Origin of the sequence: Rhabdaerophilum sp. SD176, from assembly GCF_030143245.1 — a bacterium.
In the GTDB taxonomy this organism is placed as follows: domain Bacteria; phylum Pseudomonadota; class Alphaproteobacteria; order Rhizobiales; family Beijerinckiaceae; genus Rhabdaerophilum.
In genome coordinates this window covers 273,049-299,649 of sequence record NZ_JARJNS010000002.1, presented here as the reverse complement: position 1 = coordinate 299,649, position 26,601 = coordinate 273,049, and the positions used below count along the sequence as shown (strand labels likewise).

Genomic DNA, 26,601 nt, shown 5'->3' with positions numbered 1-26,601 from the left:
GCGGAGAACCTGCGGGGATGGTAAACAGGCCGTTCCCGATGCGATATTGGAAGGTTGGATTGACTTTTCAGTCCTTTGCGTGTTTCTGCTGACGCATCGGCATTCCAGCCGGGGAAAGCGTTCGATGTCGGCCCTGATGACGAAAAAACCGACGACGAAAACCACGACCGCCAAAGGCGGCTTCGTGCACTAACGCTTGTCCTCGCTCTCGGGCCCTCCCCCGGCGGGGGAAAGGGCGAGACCCGGCCACCGGGTCCACCAACCCGGGGGAGATCTCGATCAGAACAGGAAGTCCATCATGGGTTACAAGGTCGCAATCGCGGGTGCCACCGGCAATGTGGGCCGGGAAATGCTCAACATTCTGGCAGAACGGGCCTTTCCGGTCTCGGAAGTCGTCGCGCTCGCCTCCAGCCGCTCGATCGGCAAGGAAGTCTCCTTCGGCGACCGGACGCTGAAGGTCCAGTCGCTCGAGCATTACGACTTCGCCGACACGGATATCTGCCTGATGTCCGCCGGCGGCGAGATCTCGAAGGCCTGGTCGCCCAAGATCGGCGCGCAGGGCTGTGTCGTGATCGATAATTCCTCGGCCTGGCGCTACGATTCAGACGTTCCGCTGGTCGTGCCGGAAGTGAATGCCGAGGCTGTTCGCGGCTTCACCAAGAAGAACATCATCGCCAACCCGAACTGCTCGACCGCCCAGCTCGTGGTTGCCCTGAAGCCCCTGCATGATCGTTTCGGGATCAAGCGGGTGGTCGTCTCGACCTACCAGTCGGTTTCCGGCGCCGGCAAGGACGGCATGGACGAACTCTTCGACCAGACCCGCGCGATCTTCTCTGCCGGCGAGCCGAAGACCAAGAAGTTCACCAAGCGGATCGCCTTCAACGTCATCCCCCATATCGATGTCTTCATGGAGGACGGCTACACCAAGGAAGAATGGAAGATGATGGTCGAGACCAAGAAGATCCTCGACCCGAAGATCAAGCTCACCGCCACCTGCGTGCGCGTGCCGGTCTTTGTCGGCCATTCCGAGGCGGTCAACATCGAATGCGAAAAGCCGGTCACGGCCGAGGAAGCACGCAACATCCTGCGCGCCGCGCCGGGCGTGCTGGTGATCGACAAGCGCGAGCCCGGTGGCTACATCACGCCGCACGAGTCGGCGGGCGAGGATGCGACCTACATCTCCCGCATCCGCGAGGACATCACGGTCGAGAACGGCCTCACCTTCTGGTGCGTCTCCGACAATCTCCGCAAGGGCGCCGCGCTCAATGCGATCCAGATCGCGGAATGCCTGATCAACCGCAAGCTGATCCAGCCGCGCAGCAAGGCGGCCTGAAACCGGATCTCCCGAGCGACCGAATACCCCGAACAACCTGACGGCCCGCCCATGCGCGGGCCGTTTTTCGTGGCGCAGCCGTCGCCACCCGCTGTTATACGACACAACCACCGATCGATTTTTCGGGGTTAATCACACCATTTTTCCAGATATTGCCCGAAATCGGGGCCTTTGCGCTGGCGAAACCGGAAGTGATGGCTAAGGATCCCGCTCCGCGCCTGCCGCTTCAGAGCAAGAACAGTGCAGCAGGCATGTCGCTGAAGAGAGGAGAGCCACCATGGCCACGCAAGCCGAATTTATCGATGCCTTCGCCAAGTCCGCAGGCCTGACCAAGGCCGAGGCGGATCGCATCGCCCGCGCCTACGCGGAAGTTGCGGTCGCGCAGGCAAAGACCGGTTTCGCGGTCCTGCCGGATCTGGGCCGCTTCAAGGCCGTGACCAAGCCGGCCCGCAAGGCCCGCAACCCGCGCACTGGCGCGATGGTCGATGTTCCGGCCAAGACGACGCTCGTCCTGAAGGTCGGCTGACGCGAACGGGCCGGGAGACGGAATTGTCTGCCCGGCCCGCCCTTTTTCAGTCCATCCGGGTTCAGCTGAGCGGCGCGCAGCGGACATTCTGGATGGGGTTGATCGGCGTGAAGGCCGGCACCCGCATATCGTCGAGCCGCTTGCGCTTCACAAGGTCCACCGCACCTTCATAGGTCCGGCCCGCTTCGGAAAGCGCACGGAACGAGGCGTTCGAGATCGCCGCACAGGCTTCCGTATCGTAGGAAGCCGCGACATGCGCCGAGTTGTAGGTCTGGACCAGGACCGGCTTGCCGTTCTTGCCCGGCATCTCCTCGCCCACAACCACCATCAACGTGGCTCCGGCAAGATGCGGACGCTTGGGATGCACCGGCGCCATCGCGCATTGCATGTCCTGAAGCTCAAGCAACGTGCCCGTCTTCACCAGTTCCATGTAGCGATCCCGGTTCTCCGCCGATTTGAACGCCAGGATCTTGTTGCCGAAGCGCGCCTCGACGCGCTTGCCGCTGTTGTTGATGTCGGTCATCAGCTCCGGCCCCAGCGTCAGCGGGCCATATTTCATCTTGCCATCCGGCTTGAGACGGCCGGTCGCCTTGAGCGCGACATGCACCTCATACAGATCAGCCCCTCCCGCACTCACCCAACCGGTATCGGTCGGCAGCATCCAGTTGGTGCGGCGCGGCAGTTCTTCAGAGAAATCCGCCAAGGTCTCGGAAAACTTCTCGGCGATCGCGGCCGGGAAATTGTCCGTCCTGAAGGAAATTTCATCCTTGATCGTCTTGAAGTACTTCACATTCTGGGCATAGGCATTGTCAGAAAACGAATCCACAAAACTCGGAACGCTTGCGGGCACCGGCTGTGAAGCAACACTCGGTTGCGATGACACGCTCGGCGCCGGGATGGATCCCGTCGTCTGGCTGATGCCATGCTGTGCTGCAGAAACCAGCACGAAAGTGGCGGCCGTTGCGGCCAGGGCGATTTTCCATTCCTTCGATACACGCATCACAGGACTTGCTCCCTCCGGATCCCCTGATCCTTAGTAAACAAATACTTTATGTTGCCAAATATCCAAAGCACTCCATTCATGATTGGTTAACCACGCGAGGTATTGCGACAGAAAAAGGCCGCCCGGAGACAGGCACCGGGCGGCCAAAGCATTGATGTTGAATGTTTATTTTAGCGCTTCCGCGCCTCAACGCGGCAGGACAGAAGAACCCATGAGGAATTCGTCAATGGCCCGCGCCGCCTGTCGCCCTTCGCGGATGGCCCAGACCACGAGGCTCTGCCCACGGCGCATATCCCCCGCAACAAAGACCTTTTCCTGCGACGTCAGGTAATTCTCGTCATTCGCGACAACATTGCCCCGCTTGTCGAGCGCCGCGCCCGACTGAGCGACGAGGCCTTCCTTGACCGGGCCAGCAAAGCCGATAGCGAGGAACACCAGATCCGCCTTGATGATGAATTCGGTTCCGGCGATCGGCCGGCGCTTCTCGTCGACGCGCGCGCATTGCACGCCGGTCACGCGGCCGTTCTTCCCGACCACGCCGAGCGTTGCCGCCTGGAATTCGCGGTCAGCACCCTCGGCCTGGCTGGACGAGGTGCGGAACTTCGTCGGCCAATAGGGCCAGATCACGAGCTTGTCTTCCAGTTCCGGCGGGCGCGGGCGGATGTCGAGCTGCGTCACCGACAGCGCCCCCTGGCGGAAGGCCGTACCAACGCAATCCGAGGCCGTGTCGCCGCCGCCAATCACCACGACATTCTTGCCGCCGGCGAGAACCGGCCGCTCGGCTTCCGGCTCGCCGCCGACCCGCCGGTTTGACTGGACGAGATAGGGCATGGCGAAATGGGCACCCTCAAGCTCCTGCCCCGGCAGTTCAGGATCACGCGGGGCTTCTGCACCGCCGGCCATGAGCACGGCGTCGAAATCCCGCTTCAGATCGTCGACGGACTTGGTGACGCCGATATTGACACCGTAATGGAAGGTCACGCCCTCCGCCGTCATCTGCGCGACGCGGCGGTCAATATGGTGCTTTTCCATCTTGAAATCAGGAATTCCGTAGCGGAGCAGGCCGCCGGCGCGTGGCTCGCGCTCGAAGACATGGACTTCGTGGCCCACGCGGGCCAGCTGCTGCGCGGCGGCGAGGCCCGCCGGCCCGGAGCCGATGACGGCGACGCGCTTGCCGGTCAGCTTTTCCGGCGCTTCGGGGCGGATCCAGCCATTCTTCCAGCCGGTATCGGCAATCGCCTGTTCGATCGTCTTGATCGTCACCGGCGAGTTCTCGAGGTTCAGCGTGCAGGCTTCCTCGCACGGCGCCGGGCAGATACGGCCGGTAAATTCCGGAAAGTTGTTCGTCGAATGCAGGTTGTCCAGCGCGAGCTGCCAGTCATCCTGGTAGACGAGGTCGTTCCAGTCCGGGATCTGGTTGTGGATCGGGCAGCCGGTCGGACCATGGCAATACGGAATGCCGCAATCCATGCACCGCGACGCCTGCTCACGCACGTCCTTCTCGTCCATCGGCAGGACGAATTCGCGGAAATGGCGGATGCGGTCGGAAGCCGGTTGATACTTCGACTCCCGCCGGTCGATTTCGAGAAACCCAGTGACCTTGCCCATATGTCTTCCCTGCCTTGCGGCAGACCTCTGTTCCGGCAGCCTGAAAGCCCCGCTTCCGGCGCCTCGATACCCTGTTTTCGCGTGGATCGCGAGCGGCGCTGCCCGAGCGCCGCCCGACCGGATCGTCCTTATTCCGCAGCCTGGAGCTGGCGCGCCTTTTCCATCTCGCGCAGGGCGCGGCGATATTCGACCGGCATCACCTTGACGAATTTGGTCCGGTACTCGGCCCAATGGTCAAGGATATGCTTGGCGCGCGCCGAACCCGTATAGCGCAGATGGTTGGCGATCAGCTGGTGCAGGCGCTCCTCGTCATGCCGCGACATGTCGCCCATGATGTCGATCCGGCCCTTGAACTCGAGATCGCCGCCATGGTGGTAATCGCGCTCGAGCAGGACTTCCTCCTCCTCGACCGGTTCGAGATCGACCATCGACAGGTTACACCGCGAACGGAAGGACCTGTCCTCGTCGAGCACATAGGCCACGCCGCCGGACATGCCCGCCGCGAAATTGCGCCCGGTCTCGCCGATCACCACCACCACGCCGCCGGTCATGTATTCGCAGCCATGGTCGCCCGTGCCTTCCACCACCGCGATGGCACCGGAGTTACGCACGGCAAAACGCTCGCCGGCGACGCCGCGGAAATAGCATTCCCCGGAAATCGCACCGTAGAGCACGGTATTGCCGACGATGATCGACTTTTCCGGCACGATGGCCGCATCCTCGGCCGGCCGGATGATCAGCCGACCGCCGGAAAGCCCCTTGCCGACATAGTCATTCGCCTCGCCGACGAGATCGAGCGTGATACCCGCAGCCAGCCACGCCCCGAAGGACTGGCCGGCCGTACCGCGCAGCGACACGTGGATCGTGTCATCCGGCAGACCGGCATGGCCATAGCGCATCGCGATCTCGCCCGAGAGCATGGCGCCGGCCGCCCGGTCGACCGAGCGGATGCGATGGCTGAGCCGGACCGGCTTGTGATGCTCGAGCGCCTCGCGGCTCTCGGCGATCAGCTTCCGGTCGAGCACGTCGTCGATCGGGTGCTTCTGCCGTTCGGCATGCTTGCGCGCCACATCGGCCGGCACATCAGGCTGGGCGAAGAGCCGTGAGAAATCCAGGCCCTTGGCCTTCCAGTGCGCGACGCCCTCGCGGGTGTCGAGCAGATCCGACCGGCCGATCAGCGCCTCGAACCGGGTGAAGCCCATCTCCGCCATCAGCGCGCGCACTTCTTCCGCCACGAAGAAGAAGAAGTTGATCACATGCTCCGGCTGGCCCTTGAAGCGCTTGCGGAGCACGGGATCCTGCGTCGCCACGCCGACCGGGCAGGTGTTCAGATGGCACTTGCGCATCATGATGCAGCCCGCTGCGATCAGCGGCGCGGTCGAGAAGCCGAACTCGTCGGCTCCCAGAAGTGCACCGATCATCACGTCGCGCCCGGTCCGGAGACCGCCATCGACCTGCAGCGCCACGCGGCCGCGAAGGCGGTTGCGCACGAGCACCTGCTGCGTTTCGGCAAGTCCCATTTCCCACGGGCTGCCGGCATGCTTGATCGAGGTGAGCGGAGAGGCCCCCGTGCCACCCTCGTAGCCGGAGATGGTGATGTGGTCGGCGCGCGCCTTGGCGACGCCGGCAGCAACCGTGCCGACCCCCACTTCCGAGACGAGCTTCACCGAGACATCCGCCTTCGGGTTGACGTTCTTCAGATCAAAGATCAGCTGGGCGAGATCCTCGATTGAATAGATGTCATGATGCGGCGGCGGCGAGATCAGTCCGACGCCCGGTGTCGAATGCCGGACCTTGGCAATGGTCGCATCCACCTTGTGGCCGGGCAGCTGGCCGCCCTCGCCGGGCTTCGCGCCCTGGGCCACCTTGATCTGCATCACGTCGGAATTGACGAGATATTCCGTCGTCACGCCGAACCGGCCCGAAGCCACCTGCTTGATGGCCGAGCGGCGCGGATTGGGCGAGCCATCCGGCAGCGGCTCAAAGCGCGAGGCTTCCTCGCCGCCCTCGCCCGTATTGGACTTGGCGCCGATGGCATTCATCGCCTTGGCCAGCGTCTCGTGCGCCTCGCGGCTGATCGAGCCGAAGGACATGGCCCCGGTGGCGAAGCGCTTCACGATCTCCACCGCCGGCTCGACCTGGTCGATCGATACGGGCTGGCGGCCGTCATCCGCCGCCGACTTGATCCGGAACAGGCCACGGATGGTCGAGTGCTTGTTCTCCTGCTCGTCGATGCGCTTCGAATAGGCCTCGAACCGGTCCTTCGCATTCAGGCGCACCGCGTGCTGCAGGTCCGCCACCGCATCCGGGGTCCAGACATGGTCCTCGCCGCGCTGGCGCAGATTATACTCGCCGCCGACATCGAGGAACTTCCGCAGGACCGGAAGGTTCCCGAAGGCTTCGCGATGGCGGCGCACGGTTTCCTCGGCGATCTCGGCCAACCCGACCCCCTCGATGGTCGAGGCCGTACCGAAGAAGAACCGGTTGATCAGCTCGCTCGACAACCCGACCGCATCGAAGATCTGCGCACCGCAATAGCTCTGGTAGGTCGAGATGCCCATCTTGGACATGACCTTGAGCAGCCCCTTGTCGACGGCCTTGATGTAGCGCTTGACGATCTCGGTCTCGTCCACCTCTTCCGGGAATTCCATGTCGGCCTTCATGGCCACCAGGGTCTCGAAGGCGAGATAGGGGTTGATCGCCTCCGCGCCATAGCCGGCCAGGCAGGCGAAATGATGCACCTCGCGCGCCTCGCCGGTCTCGATCACCAGACCGACCGAGGTGCGCAGGCCCTTGCGGATCAGGTGGTGATGGACAGCTGCCGTCGCCAACAAGGCCGGCACGGGGATCCGGTCAGGCCCGACCATCCGGTCGGACAGGATGATGATGTTATAGCCACCATGCACCGCCGCTTCCGCCCGGTCACAGAGCAGCTTCACAGCCGCTTCCATCCCCTTCGCGCCCTGCTGGGACGGATAGGTGATATCGAGCGTCTTGGTATCGAAGCGGTCCTCGAAATGGCCGATGCAGCGGATCTTCTCGAGATCGCCATTGGTCAGGATCGGCTGGCGCACCTCGAGCCGCTTCCGGCGGGCATTACCTTCCAGATCGAACAGGTTCGGCCGCGGCCCGATGAAGGAGACGAGGCTCATCACCAGCTCCTCGCGGATCGGATCGATCGGTGGGTTGGTGACCTGCGCGAAGTTCTGCTTGAAATAGGTGTAGAGCAGCTTCGACTTGTCCGAGAGGACGGAAGGCGGCGTATCCGTGCCCATCGAGCCCACGGCTTCCTGGCCGGTCACCGCCATGGGCGACATCAGGAGCTTCGTGTCTTCCTGGGTGTAGCCGAACGCCTTCTGCCGGTCGGTCAGGCTGACATCGGTGCGCGAGGCGCGCGGCTCGACCGGCCGGAGATCCTCCAGCACGATCTGGGAACGCTGCAGCCATTCCGTGTAGGGATTGGCCTTGGCGAGGCTGGCCTTGACCTCCTCGTCGGAGACGATGCGGCCTTCCTCAAGGTCGATCAGCAGCATCTTGCCCGGCTGGAGCCGCCACTTGGTCACGATCTCGCTTTCCGGGAAGGGCAACACGCCCATTTCCGACGCCATGACAACGAGATCGTCCTTGGTCACATAGTAGCGGGCCGGCCGGAGGCCGTTCCGGTCCAGCGTGCCACCGATCTGCCGGCCATCGGTGAAGGCAATGGCGGCCGGGCCGTCCCACGGCTCCATCAGCGCCGCGTGATACTCGTAGAAGGCGCGCCGCTCCTCATCCATGAGCGGGTTGCCCGCCCAGGCTTCCGGCACCAGCATCATCACCGCATGGGCAAGGCTGTAGCCGCCGCGCACGAGGAATTCGAGCGCATTGTCGAAACAGGCCGTGTCCGACTGGCCCTCATACGAGATCGGCCAGAGCTTGCCGATCTCGATGCCGTAGAGTTCGCTGTCGACCGAGGCCTGTCGCGCCGCCATCCAGTTGACGTTGCCGCGCAGGGTGTTGATCTCGCCGTTATGCGCGACCATCCGGTAAGGATGTGCGAGCTGCCAGGTCGGGAAGGTGTTGGTCGAAAAACGCTGGTGCACAAGGGCCAACGCGCTCTCGAAGCGCGGATCGGTGAGATCCTTGAAGTAGCCGCCGAGTTGGGTGGCGAGCAGCATGCCCTTGTAGGTCACGGTCCGGCACGAGACCGAGACCGGGTAATACGAGGCCTTGGCCCGTTCCTGCCCGAGATAGAGCGTATGCGAGACGACCTTGCGCAGGATGAAAAGGCGCCGCTCGAAGCTTTCCTCGTCGGTAATGTCGGGGCCGCGCCCGATGAAAACCTGCCGGTGATAGGGCTCGGTCGGCTTGACGCTCTCGCCGAGATCGCTGTTGTCGACCGGCACGTCGCGCCAGCCGAGCACCTTCTGCCCTTCCGCAACGATGGTCTGCTCGATGATCTGCTCGATCTTCGTCCGCGCCTCGATATCCCGCGGCAGGAAATACTGGCCGACGGCGTAATGCCCCGGCTCAGGCAGCTCAAAGCCGAGCTTCGCGCATTCCTCGCGGAAGAAGCGATGCGGGATCTGCACCAGCATGCCGCAACCATCGCCGGCCTTCGGATCGGCACCGACAGCGCCGCGATGGTCGAGATTTTCGAGGATCTTCAGCCCGTGCTCGATGATCGTGTGGGTCTTGCGGTTCTTGATATCCGCCACAAAGCCGACACCGCACGAATCCTTTTCGTGCGCCGGATCATAGAGCCCTTCCGGCGCCGGGAATCCCGGATCGCGGACCACCTGCGGCCCCCGCGAAACCGACGCGACGGCGCGTTTGGTGGCGCGCGCATTCGCCGCGGGGCGTTGCGTCACGGCATCAAACTTCGTCTCTCTCGTCGTCATGGTCTCGCTCCTGGCTCAAGGCCCAAAGAAATCTGCAGTTCTGTTTTCGCCGCCATGCCTGGCCGGCGCCCTCGTTGGCTTTCAGACACGTCGAGCCCGATTTCCGACGGCGGGCCGGGGGAGACCAGCCGGCCACCGGAAACCGGGCTCGGAGAGTAGGTCAGCAACACTGTCCTATCCGAGCCGCACATAACCAGAAACCAACCGGCCTTACAAGCACTCTTTAGAAGAATTTTATCCCTTTTATTGCGGGAACTGCCTAAATATACGCAATAAAATTACTTTTGCTCCTCCTAAGAAACAATATTGCGTCTAAAACACGAACGGCAAGGGGCTGCGGCCTTCTGGCCCCGAGGGCTGCCGCCGGGCCACGATGCTTGCACCATCGGTCGATTTGCGCCTTGATGACGGCTACCTCTCCAGCCATTCCGGAATCCCATGAACTTCGTCAGTGACAATATCGTTGGCGCCAGCGCCAAGGTCCTCGCCGCTCTCGTCGCCGCCAACGAGGGTGCCGCCGGCTCCTATGGCGCCGATCCCTGGACTGCGCGCGTCGATGCGCAACTCGATGCCTTTTTCGGCCGCAAGGTGACGGCCTTCCTCGTCACGACCGGAACAGCGGCAAATGCTCTTGCCGCCTCGGCCATCTGCCCGCCCTGGGGCTGCCTGCTGACCCACCGCGAGAGCCATGTCATCGATGATGAATGCGGCGCGCCCGAATTCTTCATGGGCGGTGCCAAGCTCGCCGGCCTGCCCGGCATCGGTGGCAAGCTCACGCCGGCCATCATCGAGGCGCATCTCGCGGCGGAACCCGGCGGCACCCGCCGCCCGCCGATCAAGGCGCTGTCCATCGCGCAGGGCACCGAATTCGGACTGATCTACACGCCGGAAGAGGTGCGCGCGCTCACAGACTGCGCCCGCGCCAATGGCATGCGCACGCACATGGATGGCGCCCGGTTCTCCAACGCTCTGGTGGCGCTCGGCTGCACGCCGGCGGAATTGACGTGGCAGGCCGGGATTGATGTGCTCTCTCTCGGCGGCACCAAGAATGGCTGCCTGATGGCGGAAGCCGTGGTCTTCTTCGACGAGGCACTGGCGGAGGAATTCCGATTCCGCCGCAAGCGGGCGGGGCAGACCCTGTCGAAGCAGCGGCTGATCTCGGCCCAGTTCGAGGCCTTTTTCGATGGCGATCACTGGCGCGACCTCGCCACCCATGCCAATGCGATGGCCAAGCGGCTGGCCGATGGACTTGCCGGCATTCCAGGCATCCGCTTCGGCTGGGAACGGCAGATCAACGAGGTCTTCCCGATCGTCAGCGAGGCTCTCTGGAACCATTTGACGGCAGCCGGCCTGAAATGTGTCGACTGGTCAGACCTGTCCCTGCCACCGGAAGCGGCCTTGCGCGAGGGCGAGGTGGTTTTGCGGCTGGTCACGTCCTTCGCCACGCGCCAGGAGGATGTCGACGCCCTGATTGCCGCTGCACGAGGGTTCCGCGCCGCAGCGTGAGCCAACGCACCGCGGGCTCCATCATTTCGCCCCAAAACCATTGCCTGTTCAGCGAAACTTAATCGCCCGTTAGGCATGCTCGCAGAATGGGGCGGCTCGATGCCACGGCATCCAATGGAGAGTTCGTAATGGTGATTGCAAAGGCAACGCGCATGGCTGGCCTCGCCGGCCTGCTGGCTGCGATGGCAGGTTTCGCCGCGACGGAAGCCTCGGCGCAATATTATCCGCGCCCGTTCTTCTACGGCGGCTATTATTCCGGCCCGATCGTCGTGCCGGTTCCGCGGCGTCCGATCGGCGCTTCGGTGGGCGATATCTTCGAAGACCTGCGGGATCGCGGCTATCGCAGCCTCGTCCTGTCCGGCCGCCGCCCGGATGTGCTGGTCGTCGACGCGATCGACCGGAACCGCCAGCCGGTCCGGCTCATTGTCGATGCCTATGACGGTGAGGTTCTGGAACGATTCCAGCGCGAGGCCGGCACCCCGACGCCCCGTGGAACGGCCGCGCTGAACCCCGATCCGCGCTTCCCGCGCGAGGCACCCCGCGCCCGTCCGGAAACACCGGCTGGCGAGACGGCCAATCCGTTGCCGCCGCGCCGCCCGGATGCCGTTGCGCAAGGGCCGGGCTCCGGCGCTGCCGCCAGCCGACCGGCTCCGGTCGCCCCGGCGCGCGACCCTTCGCTCTGGGCCCCGCAATCCCCCGGAACCGGGGCGCAGTAAACGGGGCCGCCCCCGGCACAGGAGGGGACCGGCGCAAGGCGTCGGACCCGCCTTGAAGAGGGACGCATATGAAAAAGGGGCGTCTAGGACGCCCCTTCGCTGTATCGGAAAAGGCCGGCTTCAGGCCGCGAGATGCTCGACAGCCTGACCGGCTGGCGCGCTGATCGGGATCACGCGCGGCTTGCGGGCTTCCGGCACTTCACGCACCAGATCGACATGGAGCAGGCCGTTCTCGAGCCGGGCAGCCGTCACGCTCACGTAATCGGCAAGCTGGAACCGCCGCTCGAACTGGCGCGAGGCGATCCCCTGGAAGAGGTAGGCGCCGTCCCGCGGGGCACCGGTAGCCTTGTCGCCCCGGATGATGAGCGAGTTCGGCTCGGCTTCGATCGTCAGATCGGCTTCAGTGAACCCGGCGACGGCGAGCGAAATGCGATAGGCATTCTCGCCGGTCTTCTCGATATTGTAGGGCGGGTAGCTGGGGGCGGATTGCTCGAAACCGGCAACCTGGTCCATCAGCGAGAACAACCGGTCAAAACCGACGGTCGAACGATAGAGAGGGGCAAGATCATAGGAACGCATGGCATATCCTCCTTGAAGCGACATGCAGTTGAAGTCCGCCCAAAGGGCCGGACCGGGAATGTGCCGCCAGCTCTGGCCGGCACAACAACGAGGTGGGAAGCGGATTTCCGGATTTCAAGGGTAATGGCTCCGCCCGTCGCGGCGCGCGGCAACGATGCCCTTCCCATGAATGCCGGATGAACCTCGGGCTCGCATCCGGTTCAGCCCGCCTCTGCCAGAAGCATCATTATCGGGCACCAGGAAGGCCCGGATCGAGGTTTGCTTCATGCCACGCGCACAGGGCGCCGGCTTCCCGGTTTCGGGCGGCGCGGAGAGAACAGGTTTTTCGGATCGGCTCTGGCCGCGGCACGTCCTTGTGGGCGTGCTTGTGGCAACAATCCTGGGCGGTTTCGGCCTGATGGCCCTGTCCAGGAGCCCCGCCACGACAGATGCACCAGGCGGCTCGCGCCTCGTCGAAAACCGTACCATGGTCGAGCTCGGCACCCTGCCGGGCTTCCAGCGGCGCGGTAACAGCGTCGTCGGCGAAGTCTGCACGCGCGATGGCCAGGCCCTCCGGCTTGTGCTCGACGCCCGCAACCAGACGCTGATCGGTTTCCGGCTGCTGGAACCGAACGAAGCCCGCCCCGGCTGCCTCGCCTCCCCCTTGCCGATCGCCCGGACTCCTGCGAACTAGACACCACGGACCGGAACCAGCGCGCGAGGGCGGGCTTTCGGATTGCCGCCATCGGAAGGGCGAGACGCGCACGGGGCCATGCTTGAGTTTCTAGTCCAGCCGCCAGAAGGCGTGCCCTTCTCGGATCGGATCGAGATTGCCTGCCTGACGGCGGCGGACGGGATCGGCATCCGCGCCGCCTTCGCGCTGCCGGAGGGCAAGCCGGCCGGCACGGTCGTGCTGCTCCAGGGGCGCGCCGAATATATCGAAAAATACGGCGAGGTCTTTTCCGAACTGATGACACGCGACTTCGCGGTCGCCGCGCTCGACTGGCGGGGTCAAGGTGGCTCCGATCGGCAGGTCGGCAACCCGCGCAAGGGCCATGTCGAGGATTTCAACGACTACCTGCTCGATCTCGACGCCCTCCTCGCGGAAATCCGCCGCCGAGGCCTGCCGGAGCCCTACCATCTCCTCGCCCATTCGACGGGCGGAGCCATCGCCCTGCTTGCCCTTGCCCGCCAACCCGTCCTGTTCACACGGGCCATCCTCTCCTCGCCGCTTGTCGCCATCGCCGGCCTCCGCTGGCCGGATGCCAGCCGCGTGCTCGCGCGCATCCTCGCAAGCCTCGGCCTTTCGACCGCTTTCATTCCCGGCGGCCGGCGGATCACGATCGCGGACGGCCCCTTCGATGGCAACCCGCTGACCAGCGATCCGGAACGCTTCGCCCGGATGGCACTCTGGCAGAAGCAGGAACCCCGCCTTGCCATCGGCGATCCAACCATCGGCTGGGTGGATGCGGCCTTCGAGGCCATGGCCCGCTTCGATGATGACCGGTTCGGCCTCGAGAACCGCACGCCCTGCCTGTTCGTGCTGGCCGGCGCCGATCGCGTGGTGGATTCCCGGGCCGCCGCCACCCTCGCCAGGCGGATGCGCGGCACCAGCGCCATCACACTTCTTGGCGCGCAGCATGAAATCCTGATGGAGCGCGGCCGGATCCGGCAGCAATTCTGGGCCGCCTTCGATGCCTTCTGCCGGGAGCCTGTGCTGGGTGACGGCACCCTGCCGGCGCAGGGCGGCGAACCCGCTTCAGCCACCGCGCCGGGCGAGCAGGCCTAAAGCCTGGGCATGGAGTTCGGCATTGGCGGCGGCCACGATGGCACCGCCCTTCGTGGCAGACTCGCCATCCCATGTGGTGATGACCCCGCCTGCTCCTTCAATGACAGGGATCAACCCGACAATGTCATGCGCCTTGAGTCCGGATTCGATGACCAGCTCGACCTGGCCTGAAGCCAGCATCGCATAGGCATAGCAATCGACCCCGTAGCGCGAGAGCTTCACCTGCTTCTCGACGCGGAGGAACGCCTCGGCCTCGTCACCGCGGAACAGGCGCGGATCGGTGGTCATGAGGTGGGAATCGGCAAGCCGGGTCTTGCTGGAAGTCATGAGCGCGCGTTGCCCGCGCGGTCCCTTGAGCTTCGCCTGCCGGCCATCGCCGAAGAACAGCTCGCCGGTATAGGGCTGGTTCATGACGCCCATCACCGGATTGCCATCGCGCATCAGGCCGATCAAAGTCCCCCAGACCGGCAGCCCGCACAGGAAGGCGCGCGTCCCGTCGATCGGATCAACAACCCATTGGTATTCGGCTTCCGGATTGACGTCGTCGAATTCCTCGCCCCGGATGCCATGTGTCGGAAAGGTCGCCTGGATAAGCCGGCGGATCACGGTTTCGGCAGCGCGGTCCGCTTCCGTCACCGGGTCGAACCCGTCACTGCCCTTGTCGAGCACACTGAGTTCGGTGCGGAAGAACGGCAGGATGGCCTCGCCGGATTGCTGGGCAAGCCGTTCGAGAAAGGCCGAGAGATCGACTGGACGCATGGATCCTCGCGGGAGGGACAACCGGTGATTCTCCTTAGCGGAGACCGGATGCCGTGGCCAGAAGCCCGTGCTCTCCCGCGCTTGGCAAAGGGCAGAAAACCCGCCCGGGACAACGCATTCTTAGCGATGAATAAAAAAAGGGCCCGTCGATCACGACAGGCCTTGTCTTTTGTGCGCCGCAATATATATTCGACTTGTCACGACGGTTCGCCCTCGTGACATGCCCTCCTTGGGCGTTTCCTCCCTAGACTTTCAGGCCGCTTCGTGCGGCCTTTTTTTTGGCCGAAATCATGGATTCCGGCGTTTCTGCGGGGCTGCCCTTGATTCGGATGCCCCGTTCGGATCGTTTCGCCACCGGATCAGGCAACGAGCGCCCTTATTCAGCAGCCTTCTGAGAAAAATGCAAGGCCGAATTGCGGGAATCGAATGCCTGCTCTGCGACAAGTTGCGACACGATCTCGCAGAGCGCCGCCGACAGGCCGGCGAACCCGTCATGGGGCACCAGCCGGGCTTCATCCATGTAAAGTGCGCGGTTCACCTCGATCTGGATGGCATGCCAGCCGAGGCCAGGGCGGCCGTAATGCTCGGTGATATAGCCGCCGGCATAGGGCTGGTTCCGCTCCACACGGAAGCCGGCGCAGCGGGCCAGGTGTTCGAGCCGCTCGACCAGCATCGTCGCGGCGCTGCTGCCGAAGCGGTCACCAATGACGAGATCCGGCATGCTCCGGTGCGGGCGCGGCAAGGTCTGCGACGGCATGGAATGCAGATCGAGCAGCAGCACCATGCCATGATCGCGGTGCCGCCGCGCGAGTTCACGGTGAAGCCGGAGATGATAGGGCACGTAATGCGCTTCGATACGGGCCAGAGCCTCCTCGAGCGGCAGCTTTCCGGCATAGATCTCGACCTGGTCGCCGATCACCCGGGGGATGGTACCCAGCCCGCCGGCAACCCGCAATGACCGCGTATTCGCATCGACCGGCAGGTTTCCGGCAATCAGCCGCGGGTCCAGTTCCAGCGGCTCGCGGTTCAGGTCGACATAGGAGCGTGGCAACTGCGCCGACATCAACGGCAACCCTGCCGCGACAAGCGGCCGGAACAGGCTGTCGACATAGAGGTCGGAAGCGCGGCGGAGGGCAGACCTCGCCAATTGGCTCCGGGCCAGGAAATGTGCCGGGAAGAGATCCCCCGAATGGGGCGAATTCAGGAAGAGCGGTGTGGCCCGGTTTTCCTCGCCCTCGAGAATGAAGGGCGGGAGATCAGCCAGATCGAGCGGCACCTGCCCCGCCATGAAAGCCCTTTCCCTGCTGGACGTCCGCGCAACATGGCGCGCCGGCTCCGGGCGGTCCAGCCCCCTTGCGGCTTTGCCGGAAAAATACACCCGATATTTACCATGACGGCCTAACCCTCGTTGCCAGTTTGCGCGGCAAGCCCGAAGAGACCGACATGAGCAAGATTCTCCTCGCCGAAGACGATAACGACATGCGCCGCTTTCTCGTGCGGGCGCTCCAGAATGCGGGCTACGATGTCGCGTCCTTCGACAATGGCCGCTCGGCCTATCACCGGCTGCGCGAGGAGCCGTTCGAGCTTCTGCTCACCGACATCGTGATGCCCGAAATGGACGGGATCGAGCTCGCACGCCGTGCGACCGAACTCGATCCGGACATCAAGGTGATGTTCATCACCGGCTTTGCGGCGGTTGCGCTCAATCCGGAATCAAACGCGCCGAAGGATGCGCGCGTCCTCTCCAAGCCCTTCCACCTCAAGGACCTCGTCAATGAGGTGAAGCGGATGCTCGCCGCCTGATTTGATTTTCTCTTCGGGCGGTTGCCAAAAAGCCTTGCCCTTTCGCCGCGCTCTGACTATACGGGCGCTTCCCAATTTCGACGCGGCGTCTTCGGCTTCGCGTTCGGGCGCGTAGCTCAGCGGGAGAGCACTACCTTGACACGGTAGGGGTCACAGGTTCAATCCCTGTCGCGCCCACCATTTTTAACCGGGTCACCGGATGGAGTTGAGACGATGAAGGTCAGGAATTCGCTCAAGGCGCTGATGAAGCGGCACCGCGACAACCAGATGGTTCGCCGCCGCGGCCGCGTGTACATCATCAACAAGACGCAGAAGCGCTACAAGGCCCGCCAGGGCTGAGCCTTCATTGCATCATGAGGCATGCCGAAGCGCCCTTGCGGGCGCTTTTCGCGTTTTCGTGATGCCCGGTGCGGCTGCCTGAGGCTTGACGCCCCGCCCGGCCGGGCTACCTTCGGATCATGCGCTCATCAGTGATCCTCGCCACATTTCTCGCTTGCCTTTTCCACCCGGCTCTCGTGACCGCGCAGAACAACCCGCCGCCTGCGCCACCAGCCGCATCCGAGGCTCCCGCGCCTGACGCGACGACGCGAGCCGGCCAAAGGCTGGACAAACTCTTCGAGAAGCTCAAGGAATCAGAAAGCCCGACGGCGGCCCGGATCGTCGCGGCCGATATCGTGCGGGCTCTCGAACAATCTGGCAGCCCGACGACCGACCTGCTCTTCACCCGGGCCAAGGACGCGATGACCGCGCGCGATTTCGATCTCGCCCTCGACCTGCTCGACTATATCGTGACGCTCAAGCCGCAATGGGCCGAACCGTTTCACCGTCGGGCCATGATCCATTTCCTGCGCAATGACCGAGATGCGGCCTATCGGGATATTCGTGAGGTCCTGTCGCGGGAGCCACGCCATTACATTGCCCTGTCAGGGCTGGGCGGAATCCTGCGGGCCAGCGGCAACGCAAAGGGCGCCTATAAGGCGTTCACCCGCGCGCTCGAAATCCATCCCTTCCTCGCCGACCTGAAGCAACAGCTCGAACGCATGAAGGTCGAGGTCGAGGGTCAGCCAATCTGAAGCCGGTCAGCTTGCGCCACCGGCTCCCACGAAAGCGATCCGCAGCATGTTGGTCGCGCCCGGCGTTCCGAACGGCACGCCGGCAACAAGGATGACGCGCTGGCCGGGATTGGCGAATTCCTGCTCCCGTGCGACCCGCGCGCCCAGACGCGCCATGTCATCGACATCCGCCGGATCCTCGCCCACCACCGCATGCACACCCCAGACCAGAGCCAGGCGGCGGGCTGTCTGCATGCTGGTTGTCAACGTGAGAATGGGCGGATAGGGCCTCTCCCTCGCGATCCGGAGCGCGGTCGCGCCGCTGGCCGTCCAGGCCACGATGCATTTGAGATCGAGCGTCTCGGCAACGGAGCGCGCTGCCGCCGCGATGGCATCCGCACCAGTCGGCTCGGGCGGGGAACGCTGCCCTGCGAGCAGCACCGTGTAGTTCGGATCCTTCTCGACCGCCTCCGCAATCCGGCTCATCGTCTCGACCGCTACGATCGGGTATTGCCCGGCCGCGCTCTCGGCCGAGAGCATCACCGCATCGGCGCCCTCGAACACGGCAGTGGCCACGTCCGAAACCTCGGCTCGCGTCGGCATCGGGCTCACGATCATCGATTCGAGCATCTGCGTCGCGATGACCACCGGCTTGCCGAGCTTGCGGGCCAGGCGAGTGATCCGCTTCTGGAGGCCGGGAACAACCTCGAGGGGCATTTCCACGCCGAGATCACCGCGCGCCACCATCAGCGCATCGGACAATTCCATGATCTCGTCGAGCCTTTCGATCGCCTGGGGCTTTTCGAGCTTGGACATCACGAGCGCCCGCCCGCGCGCGATCTTGCGCACTTCCGCCACGTCGTCGGGCCGCTGCACGAAGGACAGGGCGATCCAGTCAACTCCCGCTTCCAGTGCGGCGGTCAGGTCGGACCGATCCTTCTCCGTCAGGGCGGAACTGGGCAGCAGGCTGTCCGGCAGGCTAACGCCCTTCTTGTTCGAGATCGCCCCGCCGACCTCGACCATGATCTCCGCCCGCTTGGCCGTGACACTTGTGACGCGGAACAGCAGCTTGCCGTCATCGATCAGCACCCGGTGCCCGGGTTTCAGCGCCTGCAGGATTTCCGGATGCGGCAGATGGACCCGGCGGGAATCCCCCGGCTTTGGATCGGAATCGAGCACGAATTTCTGGCCGGTCTCCAGCATGACCGGCGGCGCGGCGAAGGTGCCGACGCGCAGCTTTGGCCCCTGCAGGTCGGCGAGGATGCCGATCGGACGGCCCAGTTCCTGCTCTATCCGGCGAATCTGCGCTACGCGCTGGTGGAGCACCTCATGGCTGGAATGGCTCATATTGATTCGGAAAACATCGGCGCCGGCCTCGAAAAGCCTTTTGACGACGGCATCATCCTGCGAGGCGGGCCCAAGCGTCGCGATGAGTTTTGTCCGTCTGTTTCGCCGCATGCCGAGCCCCCCGATTCCCCGAATTCATAGGATGATTATACTACCGGTTTGAGACAAGGCCGCCATCGCCAAGTTCAACCGTCCAATCCGGCTGTTGCCCGGTATCCACCTCGATGAACCCGGCCCGGTCAAAGCCGCGGGCATAACAGTCCAGCGGCCCGCGGATGGAAAACTCGACATCCCGGACACAGAGAATATTCGACCCGCTCCAGTCACCGCCGCGGTCATAATCCACGGCATGGATGTAGAAATACCGCGAGGTCAGCCGCCCGCGGACGATCGTCTCGCAGCGATTCGGCTTCAGGTTGAACCAGCCCTCGGTCACCCAGACTGGTCCGTCGAGATAGCCGATTGCCACGCCGACCCGGCCCGATGTGGCATTGCAGACGCGCAGATCGGCCCGCGCCTCGACCGTGCAGGCCAGGCCGGCGAGGAGCGCGAGCACCGCGAGACGCAGCCTGCGCCCGGGAAGGCGGATATCCGGAAGCCTGGACAGGAAGCCCGCGCACATCGGGCTACGATCCCAGCAGGATGACACGGAGATCATTGGCATTGGTCAAGGTTGGCCCGGTCTGGAGCAGGTCTTCCAGGGCCGCGAAGAACGGCGTCGAGTCATTGCGCTCCAGGGCGGCCAGCGGATCGAGCCCGGCCGCCTCGGCCCGGGTGAGCGTGGTCGGATCGACCAGCGCCCCGGCCGGATCGCTGGCCTTGCCGGCACCGCCATCTGTTCCGTCCGTATCCGCCGAAAGCGCCACGATATCCGGGGTGCCGCCAAGCGCCATGGCCAGGGCCAGCGCGTATTCCTGGTTGGGGCCGCCTGTGCCCTCGCCCCGGATGGTCACTGTCAGCTCGCCGCCCGACAACAGGGCAATCCGTTCCCCGCTTTGCGCTTCGCGCAGCGCGACGGCCGCATGCTGGACAGCAACATCGCGAGCCTCGCCCTCGAGGTCATTTCCGAGATTGATGACCCGGTAGCCAAGTGCCTCCGCTTCGGCACAGGCTGCGGTGAAGGCATCGAGCGGCCGCGCCGCGATCACGGCACGAGAGCCGTCAAAGGCGGGATCGCCGGGCTTCAGCGTCTCGTTCGCCGGGTCCTCCAGCGCCAAGCGCACCGAATCCGGCACGGTAATGCGGTAACGCTCGATGATGGCGCGGGCATCAGCGAGAGTGGTAATGTCCGGCAGGGTCGGGCCGGAGCCGATCGTCGCGAGGTCGTCACCCGGCACATCCGACAGGGCGATGGTTTCGAGCCGCGCCGGCGCGATCCGGGCGGCAAGGCGCCCGCCCTTGATACCGCTGATATGCTTGCGCACGGTATTCATCGCATCGATCGGCGCGCCGGACCGGAGCAGCGCCTTGTTGAAAGCCTTCTTCTCCTCGAGTGTAATCGCCCCCACCGGCAGGACGAGATTGGCGGAAGCTCCACCCGAGGCCAGAAACACGACGAGATCCCCTGGGCCGGCCTCGTCTGCCAGCCTGAGCAGGGCATTTGCCGCCATCTCGCTCTGCGAATCAGGCACCGGATGGCCGGCCTCGATCACGGTGACAACGCGCGTCGGCACGCCATAACCATGACGGGTCGCCACCAGCCCGCGGAGGCGCTCGCGCGGGAAACCGAGCGTATCGAGGTAATGGGCTTCCGCAGCGTCGGCCATCGAGGCAGCGGCCTTGCCGGCGCCCATGAGGAAAAGGCGCCCGGTTTCCGGCGGCGCCGGCAGATGGGCCGGCAGGAAACGGGCAGGAGAAACGGCCTGGACGGCCGCCTCGAAAATCGAAAGACAATGGCGGCGGCGCGTGCGGATCTTCATGCCTTCAAACATGCGTCGGACCTTAGCCAATCCCTCGGGCGAGGCCAATGCCTGAAATCGGCCCGATGCGCCGTGCGAGGCTTGCCAGCGCGGCCCGATTGCGGCAGGGCTGGATAGCCAGAGAGGACCAGCCGTGCCCCGGATCGCCGCCCGTTTGAACGAGGATTCCCACGAGATTGTCGAAGGTTCGGCCGAATCCGGCCTTGTCTTCCTCTGTGACCATGCCACGGCGCGGATGCCCGCGGAATATGCCCGGCTTGGCCTCGACTGGCGCGAACTCGAACGGCATATCGCCTATGATATCGGGGCCGAGGCTGTGACACGCAGCCTCGCCCGGCATTTCGACGCGCCCGCCGTTCTGAGCCGGTTCTCGCGGCTTTTGATCGATCCGAATCGCGGCGAGGATGATCCGACCCTGGTGATGAGGATCGCTGATGGTGCGATCATTCCCGGCAATGCGACGATCGGGCCGGATGAGATTCGCCGCCGCATCGACCGCTTTTACCGGCCCTATGACGCGGCGATCAAGACAACGCTCGCCGCCATCGCCGCAACCGGCCAGCCACCGATTGTCGTGGCCATGCATTCCTTCACGCCCGAGATGAAAGGCGTGAAACGGCCCTGGCATGTCACCGTGATCTGGGATTTCGACCCGCGGCTCAACCGCCGCCTGCTTGAATCCCTTGCTGGAGAGCCGGAACTGATTGTCGGCGAGAACGAGCCCTATCAGGGCGGCTACGCTGGCGATACGATCGACCGGCACTGCCTCGGGGCCGGCTATGCGCATGCACTCGTCGAGATCCGCCAGGACCTGATCACGACGCCTGACGGTGTGGAAGCCTGGGGCGAAAGGCTTGCACGCCACTTGCGCCCGCTGGTTTCGCACCCAGATTTACGGGAAGCACGCCGGTTCGGCGCGCATCCGCAGCCCCGCCGCGCGAGAGGAAAGCACCCATGACAGAGACACCGAAGCTTCCGGATGCCGAAACACTCCGCAACCTCGAGGCCGCCGCCTTCCGCCGGCTGCTGCAGCACCTGCGCGACAGGCCGGAGGTCCAGAACATCGACCTGATGAATCTCGCCGGGTTCTGCCGGAACTGCCTGTCGAACTGGATGGAAGATGCTGCGCGGGATCAGGGCGTCCCGCTCGACCGGAACAGCGCGCGCACGCATGTCTATGGCATGCCCTATGAGGAATGGAAGGCCCGCCACCAGAAGGAGGCGAGTGCCGCACAGCAGGCGGCCTTCGCCAGCCGCGATCCCGGCCATTGAGCTTCGCCTGATCCCGATGCGGGCTGGAATGGATGGGCGAAATTCCGGGTTGACCGGACCCCTTCCCCGGGGCCAAGGAAGGGCGGAAAGAAAGGCAAGTCGTGCCTTTTTATCCCAGTTTCGGAGCCCTCCATGGAAGACGTGAACCCCGCCACCGCCGGCCAGCTCAAGGCCTTCATCGAGCGGATCGAGCGCCTCGAGGAAGAAAAGCGCCAGATCGCCGACGATGTGAAGGATGTCTATGCCGAAGCGAAGGCGAACGGCTTCGACGCCAAGATCCTGCGGAAAATCGTTTCGCTGCGCCGGCAGGATGCCGATGAGCGCCGCGAGCAGGAAGAAATCCTCGAGACCTATCTCCGCGCACTCGGCATGGAATGAGTGCGGCTCCGGCCGCGCCTATTCGCCCGACCGGGTGAAACTGGCGCCAAGAGGCCGGATAAAACTTCCGGTGAACCCGGAGGCAGGCGCCGCAGCCGCGCCCACCGCCGCAAGCGGCGAGGCCGTCACCGCGCTGCGCAATTCACGGCCGACCGGCGGCTCGGCAACCTGGACGACCTGGCTCGGCCGGGTCTCGATTGCCGGTTGCGCCGCCACCATCGCCATCGGGTTGGTCGGACGCGGCACGAAAGCCGGTCGCGCCTCACGCGGGCGGACTGGCTGGGGCGGGGCTTGCGTCGCTGCGGGTGGTGGCGGGACGATCGCCGGGGCGGCGGCCGGCAATGACGGCGCAACAGCGGCAGTGGCCGGGGCGGGAACCGGTCGGCTCGGCGGGATCGGCGCCGGAACGGCGGCATAAGCCTGGACCAGCGGTCCAGCCGGGCGCTCCGGTTCGGATGCGCGGCTGACGATGGACGGCAATGCCGTTTCGGGGGCAGCGGCGGCCGGCAGGGCGGAGCGTAGCGGCGGGAGCGGTGCTGAAACCGGGCTTGGTGCGGCCGCCACGACGACAGGCGCTTCCAATGTCGCTGGAGCCGCGGGCCGGAGCGGGGGCATCGGCACATTCGCAACAGCAACAGGGGCAGGCGAAGCAACAGGCGTGGGCGCGGCAACAGGTGGCTGAGCCTCTGCAGCCGCGACAGGTGCTGGCCGGACCGGAGGAAGCGGCATGTTCGGGGCGGCGGCGAGAGCCACCGGCTCGGCCGGTGCCGGAGCCGCGCTGGCCGCGAAGTTGGGGACGGGCGAAGTCAGGCCAAGACCCGAGGGGCGGATCGGCGGAAGCGGCTCGGCGGCGGCGACAAGGCTTGCAAATTGCGTCCCTTTCGGACGGATCGGCGGGATGGGCAGGGACGCCACCTGAAGCGGAGCGCTCTGCGGCTCTGCAACAGCGGGTGATGCAGGCGCAGGTGGCGACGGCGCGGCGGCGGGTTCGGCGTCAGGTGATGGCGTCGCAATGACCGGTGCCCGCGCGACGCGGGGCTGCGAAGCACCCGTAAGCCCCGCGACACCCCAAGCACCGGGACCATCGCCGGAGCTGGGCAGCGCGGCGACCTGTTCGGTTGCCGCATTGCCACGACCCCGCGCGGCCACACGCGCATTGCGGCCGCCACGGCCGACATCGCGGGCGATATCCTCGTCCTCATCACCGCCGAACAGCAGGGCCCAGAGGCTCTTGCCGCGGTTTGTGGTGACGGTCTCGTAATCGAGTGCCGAGCCGCCGCGCGCCTGCACCTCGGCGAGGGCTGCCTGGTAATTGGCGAGCGGAATGCCATCCTTCGGCAGATGCACGGTCTTGCCGTCCGGGAACAGGCGTTCGAGCTGCTCGCGCGGCATGCGCGGCCAGGACCGGACCGAGCCGACATCGAGATGCACGAAGGGCGAACCGGCGCTCGGATAATAGCCGACACCACCGCGCTGGAGCCGCATGCCGATCTCGCGCACACGCGCCATCGACACACCGGGAATGTGGATATCCATGGCGTTGCCGCGCATGTGCTGGCTTTCCTTCGCCACAGCGCGCGACCGCCGCCGGAGCATCGCATTGGTGCCGGGCGAGCGATAGGCCGACATGACCTTGATCGGCTCGGAGGCTCCCACTTCGCGATAGACGAACCAGATCACGTCGAAAAGCTGCGGCGCCATGCTGGTCGGCTCATCCACACGCCAGTCCCTGAGGAACCAGTTGAGCTTCTCGAGCGCGGCGGAATCGAAGGAGCCATCCCGCTTGAAGGTGATGGTGATCAGCTCGTTCGTATGGGCGTGATGCATCGTCAGCGCGCGCGTCTCGCCATTGGCATTCGCATCCTGCGTCGCGGTGGAAAAGGACAGGCAGAGAAGGCTGGCGCAGAGCACGGCTCCGGCCATCCGCAGAGCACGCGAGAGCCCTGCCCCGGATCGGGCCCGGAAGGCAGCAGGTGCGAAACTCAACGGGCTCCCCCCTGACTGAGATGCCGATCCTTCGCTTTGCCGGACAACCATGGCGAAAAAATGCTCACAGCCTCAAGCTTGCCCGGTGATACAGGCAGGCGAAAGGGATGACAAGATTGGAGGAAATCAGAGCTGGAGCGCCGAGCGCACCCGCGCGTCATGGCCGTAGAGATCGCGCCGCTCCTGGAGCTTGCCCTCGGCATCCACGAAAACCGTGAAATAGCTCAGATGCACGGGGATCCTGCGCGGCAGGCGGACCATACGCTCGCCCCGGCCGATCATCCCGCGGAGATAGCCTTCCGAATAGCCAAGGCTCGTCGAGAGCAGTTTCTCGGCAAAGGCGAAGGGCTTGTCAACACGGACGCAGCCGTGGCTGAAGGCACGGAAATCATTGCCGAACAAGGAGCGGTTCGGCGTGTCATGCAGATAGACCGAATGGTTGTTCGGGAACATGAACTTGACGAAGCCGAGCGCGTTCTTCTCACCCGGCGGCTGCCGGATCGAGATCGAATTGCCGCGCCGGACCACCTCGAAGCCGCGCCGGGTCGCATAATCCGGATCAGTGGCCAGCTTGGGCAGGAATTCCTTCTTCAGGATCGACGGCGGCACACCCCAGGACGGATTGACGATGAGATGCTCCATCTCGTCCGAGAAAACCGGCGTCTGTGTCTGCGGCTTGCCGACAATGACGCGCGTCTCGTGCACGCTCCGGCCGTCCTGGACGATCTGGAGCTTGAAATCGGGCACATTCACGAAAACATGGAATTCGCCGAGTTCGACCGGCAGCCAGCGCCAGCGTTCCATATTTGCGATGATGGTGTTGGCCAGAACCTGCTTGTCGGGCTTGCGCTCGGATTCGGTAACCGGCGTCTGGGGATTCTCGAGCGCGGCGCGCGTTTTCGGCGTAATGCGCCCGTTCGGCGTGAGTCCATTCACACGCTGGAAGGCTTCCACAGCCTTGCGCAATTCCGCATCATAGACCTCGCCACCTTCGGCCGGCAGGCCGAGCCGGCTGCGCAGATGCAGCACGCGCGGATCAGGCTTGCCGAAGGCCAGCGCCGGGCCTTCGAGCCATTTGGGCGGCAGGCCCGCCGCGACCGGCTGCGGCGCGCCGGCCAGCCCGGCTACGGAGCCGGTGAGGATCGGTGCGGACATCTCCTCGCGCAACTTCATCAGTTCTGCCCGCAGGGCACGGTAGCCGGCATGGCGCGGATGATAGCTGTGCAGCAACGCCGTGAGTTTATCCGCCGGCTGATCGGTGATCGAGGCCAGCAATTCGGCCGGGTTCGGCAGGGTCAGTTCCGGCGTCAGCATGCCGGAAAGCCGCGAGGGCTCGATCCGCCCGCCACGGGCATCCCGGGCATAAAGAAACGCCGCGACGCTGATGGCGAGATCCGTCTCGATCAGCCGCTCCGCCGGAATGATCCCGTTGGTCCGGACAGGCAGCGCCGAAAGCAGCCGGACGGCATCAAGCCCTTCCTGCTCGGCATCGGCGGCAAGCTTGGACAGGGTCGCCACGCGCGACTGCACGAAGGCACCGTCCGATCGGGCTTCAAGCCAGACCGGGCGGAAATCCCGGGCGGCATAGAAACCGGCCAGCGCATCCATCTCGGTAGCCTTGAACCGGTACCGGGTCCGGGCGGGCTCCAGCGCGGCACGGATCGCGGCCTCGTCGGCCGGCAGCACCAGTCGGGGCGGCGGGGGCAGATCGACCGCGACAGTGACTGTCGGCGGTTCCGGCAGGTCGAGTTTCGGCACCGGCGTTTCGGCCTGCTGAACGGGAGCAGCGGGAGCGCGGAGATCCTCGGAAAGTTCAATTTCGGGCGCCGCAGGCAGGGTGATGTCGGCCTCGGCCGCACGGGAAGGGGTTTCAACGGCATCGACCTGGAGCGTCACATCGGGAACAGGCGGCAGGTCCAGCCGCAGCAGCGCCGAAGCCTCCTTCTCGATGATCGCCTCGGCCGGTGCGGGGCGGGTTTCGTCGCCTTGCGCAGAAACGGGCGCCACCAGCGCCATCAGAGCCAGCGCGGAGGCCAGCGCCAGCGGGGCGGTGCGACACTTTGAGGATCCGTTAACCTTCTGTGCAATCACGTCTTTGGCCCCTCGACGATGCGAATCTTGCTCTCGTGAATTCCGGTTTCCGTCAAGTGCGCTGGCGCACAAACC

At 64.9% G+C, this 26,601-nt stretch carries 23 protein-coding genes and 1 tRNA gene; 13 read left to right on the top strand and 11 right to left on the bottom strand.

Features of this window, described 5'->3' with window-relative positions; translation table 11 throughout:
- Positions 1-298 precede the first annotated feature (298 nt).
- On the top strand, positions 299-1,333 hold the full coding sequence (locus P0652_RS05185) for an aspartate-semialdehyde dehydrogenase (protein WP_284177705.1): 1,035 nt from the start codon (positions 299-301) through the stop codon (positions 1,331-1,333).
- A 277-nt stretch (positions 1,334-1,610) separates the two neighbouring features.
- Positions 1,611-1,859 (top strand): HU family DNA-binding protein, encoded by a 249-nt coding sequence (locus P0652_RS05180; protein WP_284177704.1) that lies wholly within the window; start codon positions 1,611-1,613, stop codon positions 1,857-1,859.
- 61 nt (positions 1,860-1,920) lie between these two features.
- On the opposite strand, the gene P0652_RS05175 is transcribed toward P0652_RS05180, so the two are convergent.
- The 3 genes from P0652_RS05175 to gltB all read right to left on the bottom strand — a co-directional run bounded on the left by P0652_RS05175 (position 1,921) and on the right by gltB (position 9,350).
- Positions 1,921-2,859 (bottom strand): hypothetical protein, encoded by a 939-nt coding sequence (locus P0652_RS05175; RefSeq protein ID WP_284177703.1) that lies wholly within the window; start codon positions 2,857-2,859, stop codon positions 1,921-1,923.
- Between the two features lie 189 nt (positions 2,860-3,048).
- The gene (locus P0652_RS05170) at positions 3,049-4,470 is read right to left on the bottom strand and encodes a glutamate synthase subunit beta (RefSeq protein WP_284177702.1); all 1,422 of its coding nucleotides are present in this window, start codon (positions 4,468-4,470) and stop codon (positions 3,049-3,051) included.
- Between the two features lie 128 nt (positions 4,471-4,598).
- Positions 4,599-9,350, bottom strand: coding sequence for a glutamate synthase large subunit (gene gltB, locus P0652_RS05165; RefSeq protein WP_284177701.1), 4,752 nt, complete (start codon positions 9,348-9,350; stop codon positions 4,599-4,601).
- Positions 9,351-9,788: 438 nt separating this feature from the next.
- Between gltB and P0652_RS05160 the strand changes: the two genes are divergently transcribed.
- Positions 9,789-10,856, top strand: a complete 1,068-nt coding sequence (locus tag P0652_RS05160) for a threonine aldolase family protein (RefSeq protein WP_284177700.1) — start codon at positions 9,789-9,791, stop codon at positions 10,854-10,856.
- Between the two features lie 128 nt (positions 10,857-10,984).
- A complete protein-coding gene (locus P0652_RS05155; protein ID WP_284177699.1) occupies positions 10,985-11,572 on the top strand; it encodes a hypothetical protein in 588 nt (195 codons plus the stop codon).
- 120 nt (positions 11,573-11,692) lie between these two features.
- On the opposite strand, the gene P0652_RS05150 is transcribed toward P0652_RS05155, so the two are convergent.
- Positions 11,693-12,151 (bottom strand): Hsp20 family protein, encoded by a 459-nt coding sequence (locus P0652_RS05150; RefSeq protein WP_284177698.1) that lies wholly within the window; start codon positions 12,149-12,151, stop codon positions 11,693-11,695.
- Between the two features lie 265 nt (positions 12,152-12,416).
- On the opposite strand from P0652_RS05150, the gene P0652_RS05145 reads away from it, so the two are divergent.
- Positions 12,417-12,824: a hypothetical protein gene (locus P0652_RS05145; protein WP_284177697.1), complete on the top strand. Its 408-nt coding sequence runs from the start codon at positions 12,417-12,419 to the stop codon at positions 12,822-12,824.
- Between the two features lie 78 nt (positions 12,825-12,902).
- Positions 12,903-13,919: an alpha/beta fold hydrolase gene (locus P0652_RS05140; RefSeq protein ID WP_284177696.1), complete on the top strand. Its 1,017-nt coding sequence runs from the start codon at positions 12,903-12,905 to the stop codon at positions 13,917-13,919.
- On the opposite strand, the gene hisN is transcribed toward P0652_RS05140, so the two are convergent.
- Together hisN and P0652_RS05130 are read right to left on the bottom strand one after the other, a co-directional pair.
- The gene (hisN, locus tag P0652_RS05135; RefSeq protein ID WP_284177695.1) at positions 13,890-14,678 is read right to left on the bottom strand and encodes a histidinol-phosphatase; all 789 of its coding nucleotides are present in this window, start codon (positions 14,676-14,678) and stop codon (positions 13,890-13,892) included. The two genes, P0652_RS05140 and hisN, sit on opposite strands and share 30 nt — an antisense overlap.
- 376 nt (positions 14,679-15,054) lie before the next feature.
- Positions 15,055-15,966, bottom strand: a complete 912-nt coding sequence (locus P0652_RS05130) for an N-formylglutamate amidohydrolase (RefSeq protein ID WP_284177694.1) — start codon at positions 15,964-15,966, stop codon at positions 15,055-15,057.
- A gap of 155 nt (positions 15,967-16,121) precedes the next feature.
- On the opposite strand from P0652_RS05130, the gene cpdR reads away from it, so the two are divergent.
- From cpdR to P0652_RS05110, 4 genes are all read left to right on the top strand, one after another.
- Positions 16,122-16,481, top strand: coding sequence for a cell cycle two-component system response regulator CpdR (gene cpdR, locus P0652_RS05125; RefSeq protein ID WP_284177693.1), 360 nt, complete (start codon positions 16,122-16,124; stop codon positions 16,479-16,481).
- Positions 16,482-16,586: 105 nt separating this feature from the next.
- A tRNA-Val gene (locus P0652_RS05120) sits at positions 16,587-16,661 on the top strand.
- 33 nt (positions 16,662-16,694) lie between these two features.
- Entirely contained in the window at positions 16,695-16,820 is a 126-nt protein-coding gene (ykgO, locus tag P0652_RS05115) for a type B 50S ribosomal protein L36 (protein WP_284177692.1), read from the top strand.
- Positions 16,821-16,939: 119 nt separating this feature from the next.
- A complete protein-coding gene (locus P0652_RS05110; protein ID WP_284177691.1) occupies positions 16,940-17,554 on the top strand; it encodes a hypothetical protein in 615 nt (204 codons plus the stop codon).
- A gap of 6 nt (positions 17,555-17,560) precedes the next feature.
- On the opposite strand, the gene pyk is transcribed toward P0652_RS05110, so the two are convergent.
- From pyk to P0652_RS05095, 3 genes are read right to left on the bottom strand one after another with little or no spacing between them, the layout of a single operon-like run.
- Entirely contained in the window at positions 17,561-18,991 is a 1,431-nt protein-coding gene (pyk, locus tag P0652_RS05105) for a pyruvate kinase (RefSeq protein ID WP_284177690.1), read from the bottom strand.
- A gap of 40 nt (positions 18,992-19,031) precedes the next feature.
- A complete protein-coding gene (locus P0652_RS05100) occupies positions 19,032-19,502 on the bottom strand; it encodes a DUF1036 domain-containing protein (protein WP_284177689.1) in 471 nt (156 codons plus the stop codon).
- A 4-nt stretch (positions 19,503-19,506) separates the two neighbouring features.
- Complete coding sequence (locus P0652_RS05095) at positions 19,507-20,799, bottom strand: glycerate kinase type-2 family protein (RefSeq protein WP_284177688.1); 1,293 nt, start codon at positions 20,797-20,799, stop codon at positions 19,507-19,509.
- 133 nt (positions 20,800-20,932) lie between these two features.
- Between P0652_RS05095 and P0652_RS05090 the strand changes: the two genes are divergently transcribed.
- The 3 genes from P0652_RS05090 (at position 20,933) to P0652_RS05080 (ending at position 22,449) form a co-directional block, all read left to right on the top strand.
- Positions 20,933-21,757, top strand: coding sequence for an N-formylglutamate amidohydrolase (locus tag P0652_RS05090; protein ID WP_284177687.1), 825 nt, complete (start codon positions 20,933-20,935; stop codon positions 21,755-21,757).
- Entirely contained in the window at positions 21,754-22,071 is a 318-nt protein-coding gene (locus P0652_RS05085; protein ID WP_284177686.1) for a DUF1244 domain-containing protein, read from the top strand. Before P0652_RS05090 ends, P0652_RS05085 begins: the two co-directional genes overlap by 4 nt.
- 132 nt (positions 22,072-22,203) lie before the next feature.
- Positions 22,204-22,449 carry a DUF2312 domain-containing protein gene (locus P0652_RS05080; RefSeq protein WP_284177685.1) on the top strand — a complete coding sequence of 82 codons (246 nt, stop codon included), beginning with the start codon at positions 22,204-22,206 and terminating at the stop codon, positions 22,447-22,449.
- Between the two features lie 18 nt (positions 22,450-22,467).
- Here P0652_RS05080 and P0652_RS05075 read toward each other — a convergent pair whose 3' ends face one another.
- Entirely contained in the window at positions 22,468-24,435 is a 1,968-nt protein-coding gene (locus P0652_RS05075; RefSeq protein WP_284177684.1) for a peptidoglycan L,D-endopeptidase MepK, read from the bottom strand.
- 126 nt (positions 24,436-24,561) lie between these two features.
- Positions 24,562-26,526: a L,D-transpeptidase family protein gene (locus P0652_RS05070; protein ID WP_284177683.1), complete on the bottom strand. Its 1,965-nt coding sequence runs from the start codon at positions 26,524-26,526 to the stop codon at positions 24,562-24,564.
- Positions 26,527-26,601 lie beyond the last annotated feature (75 nt).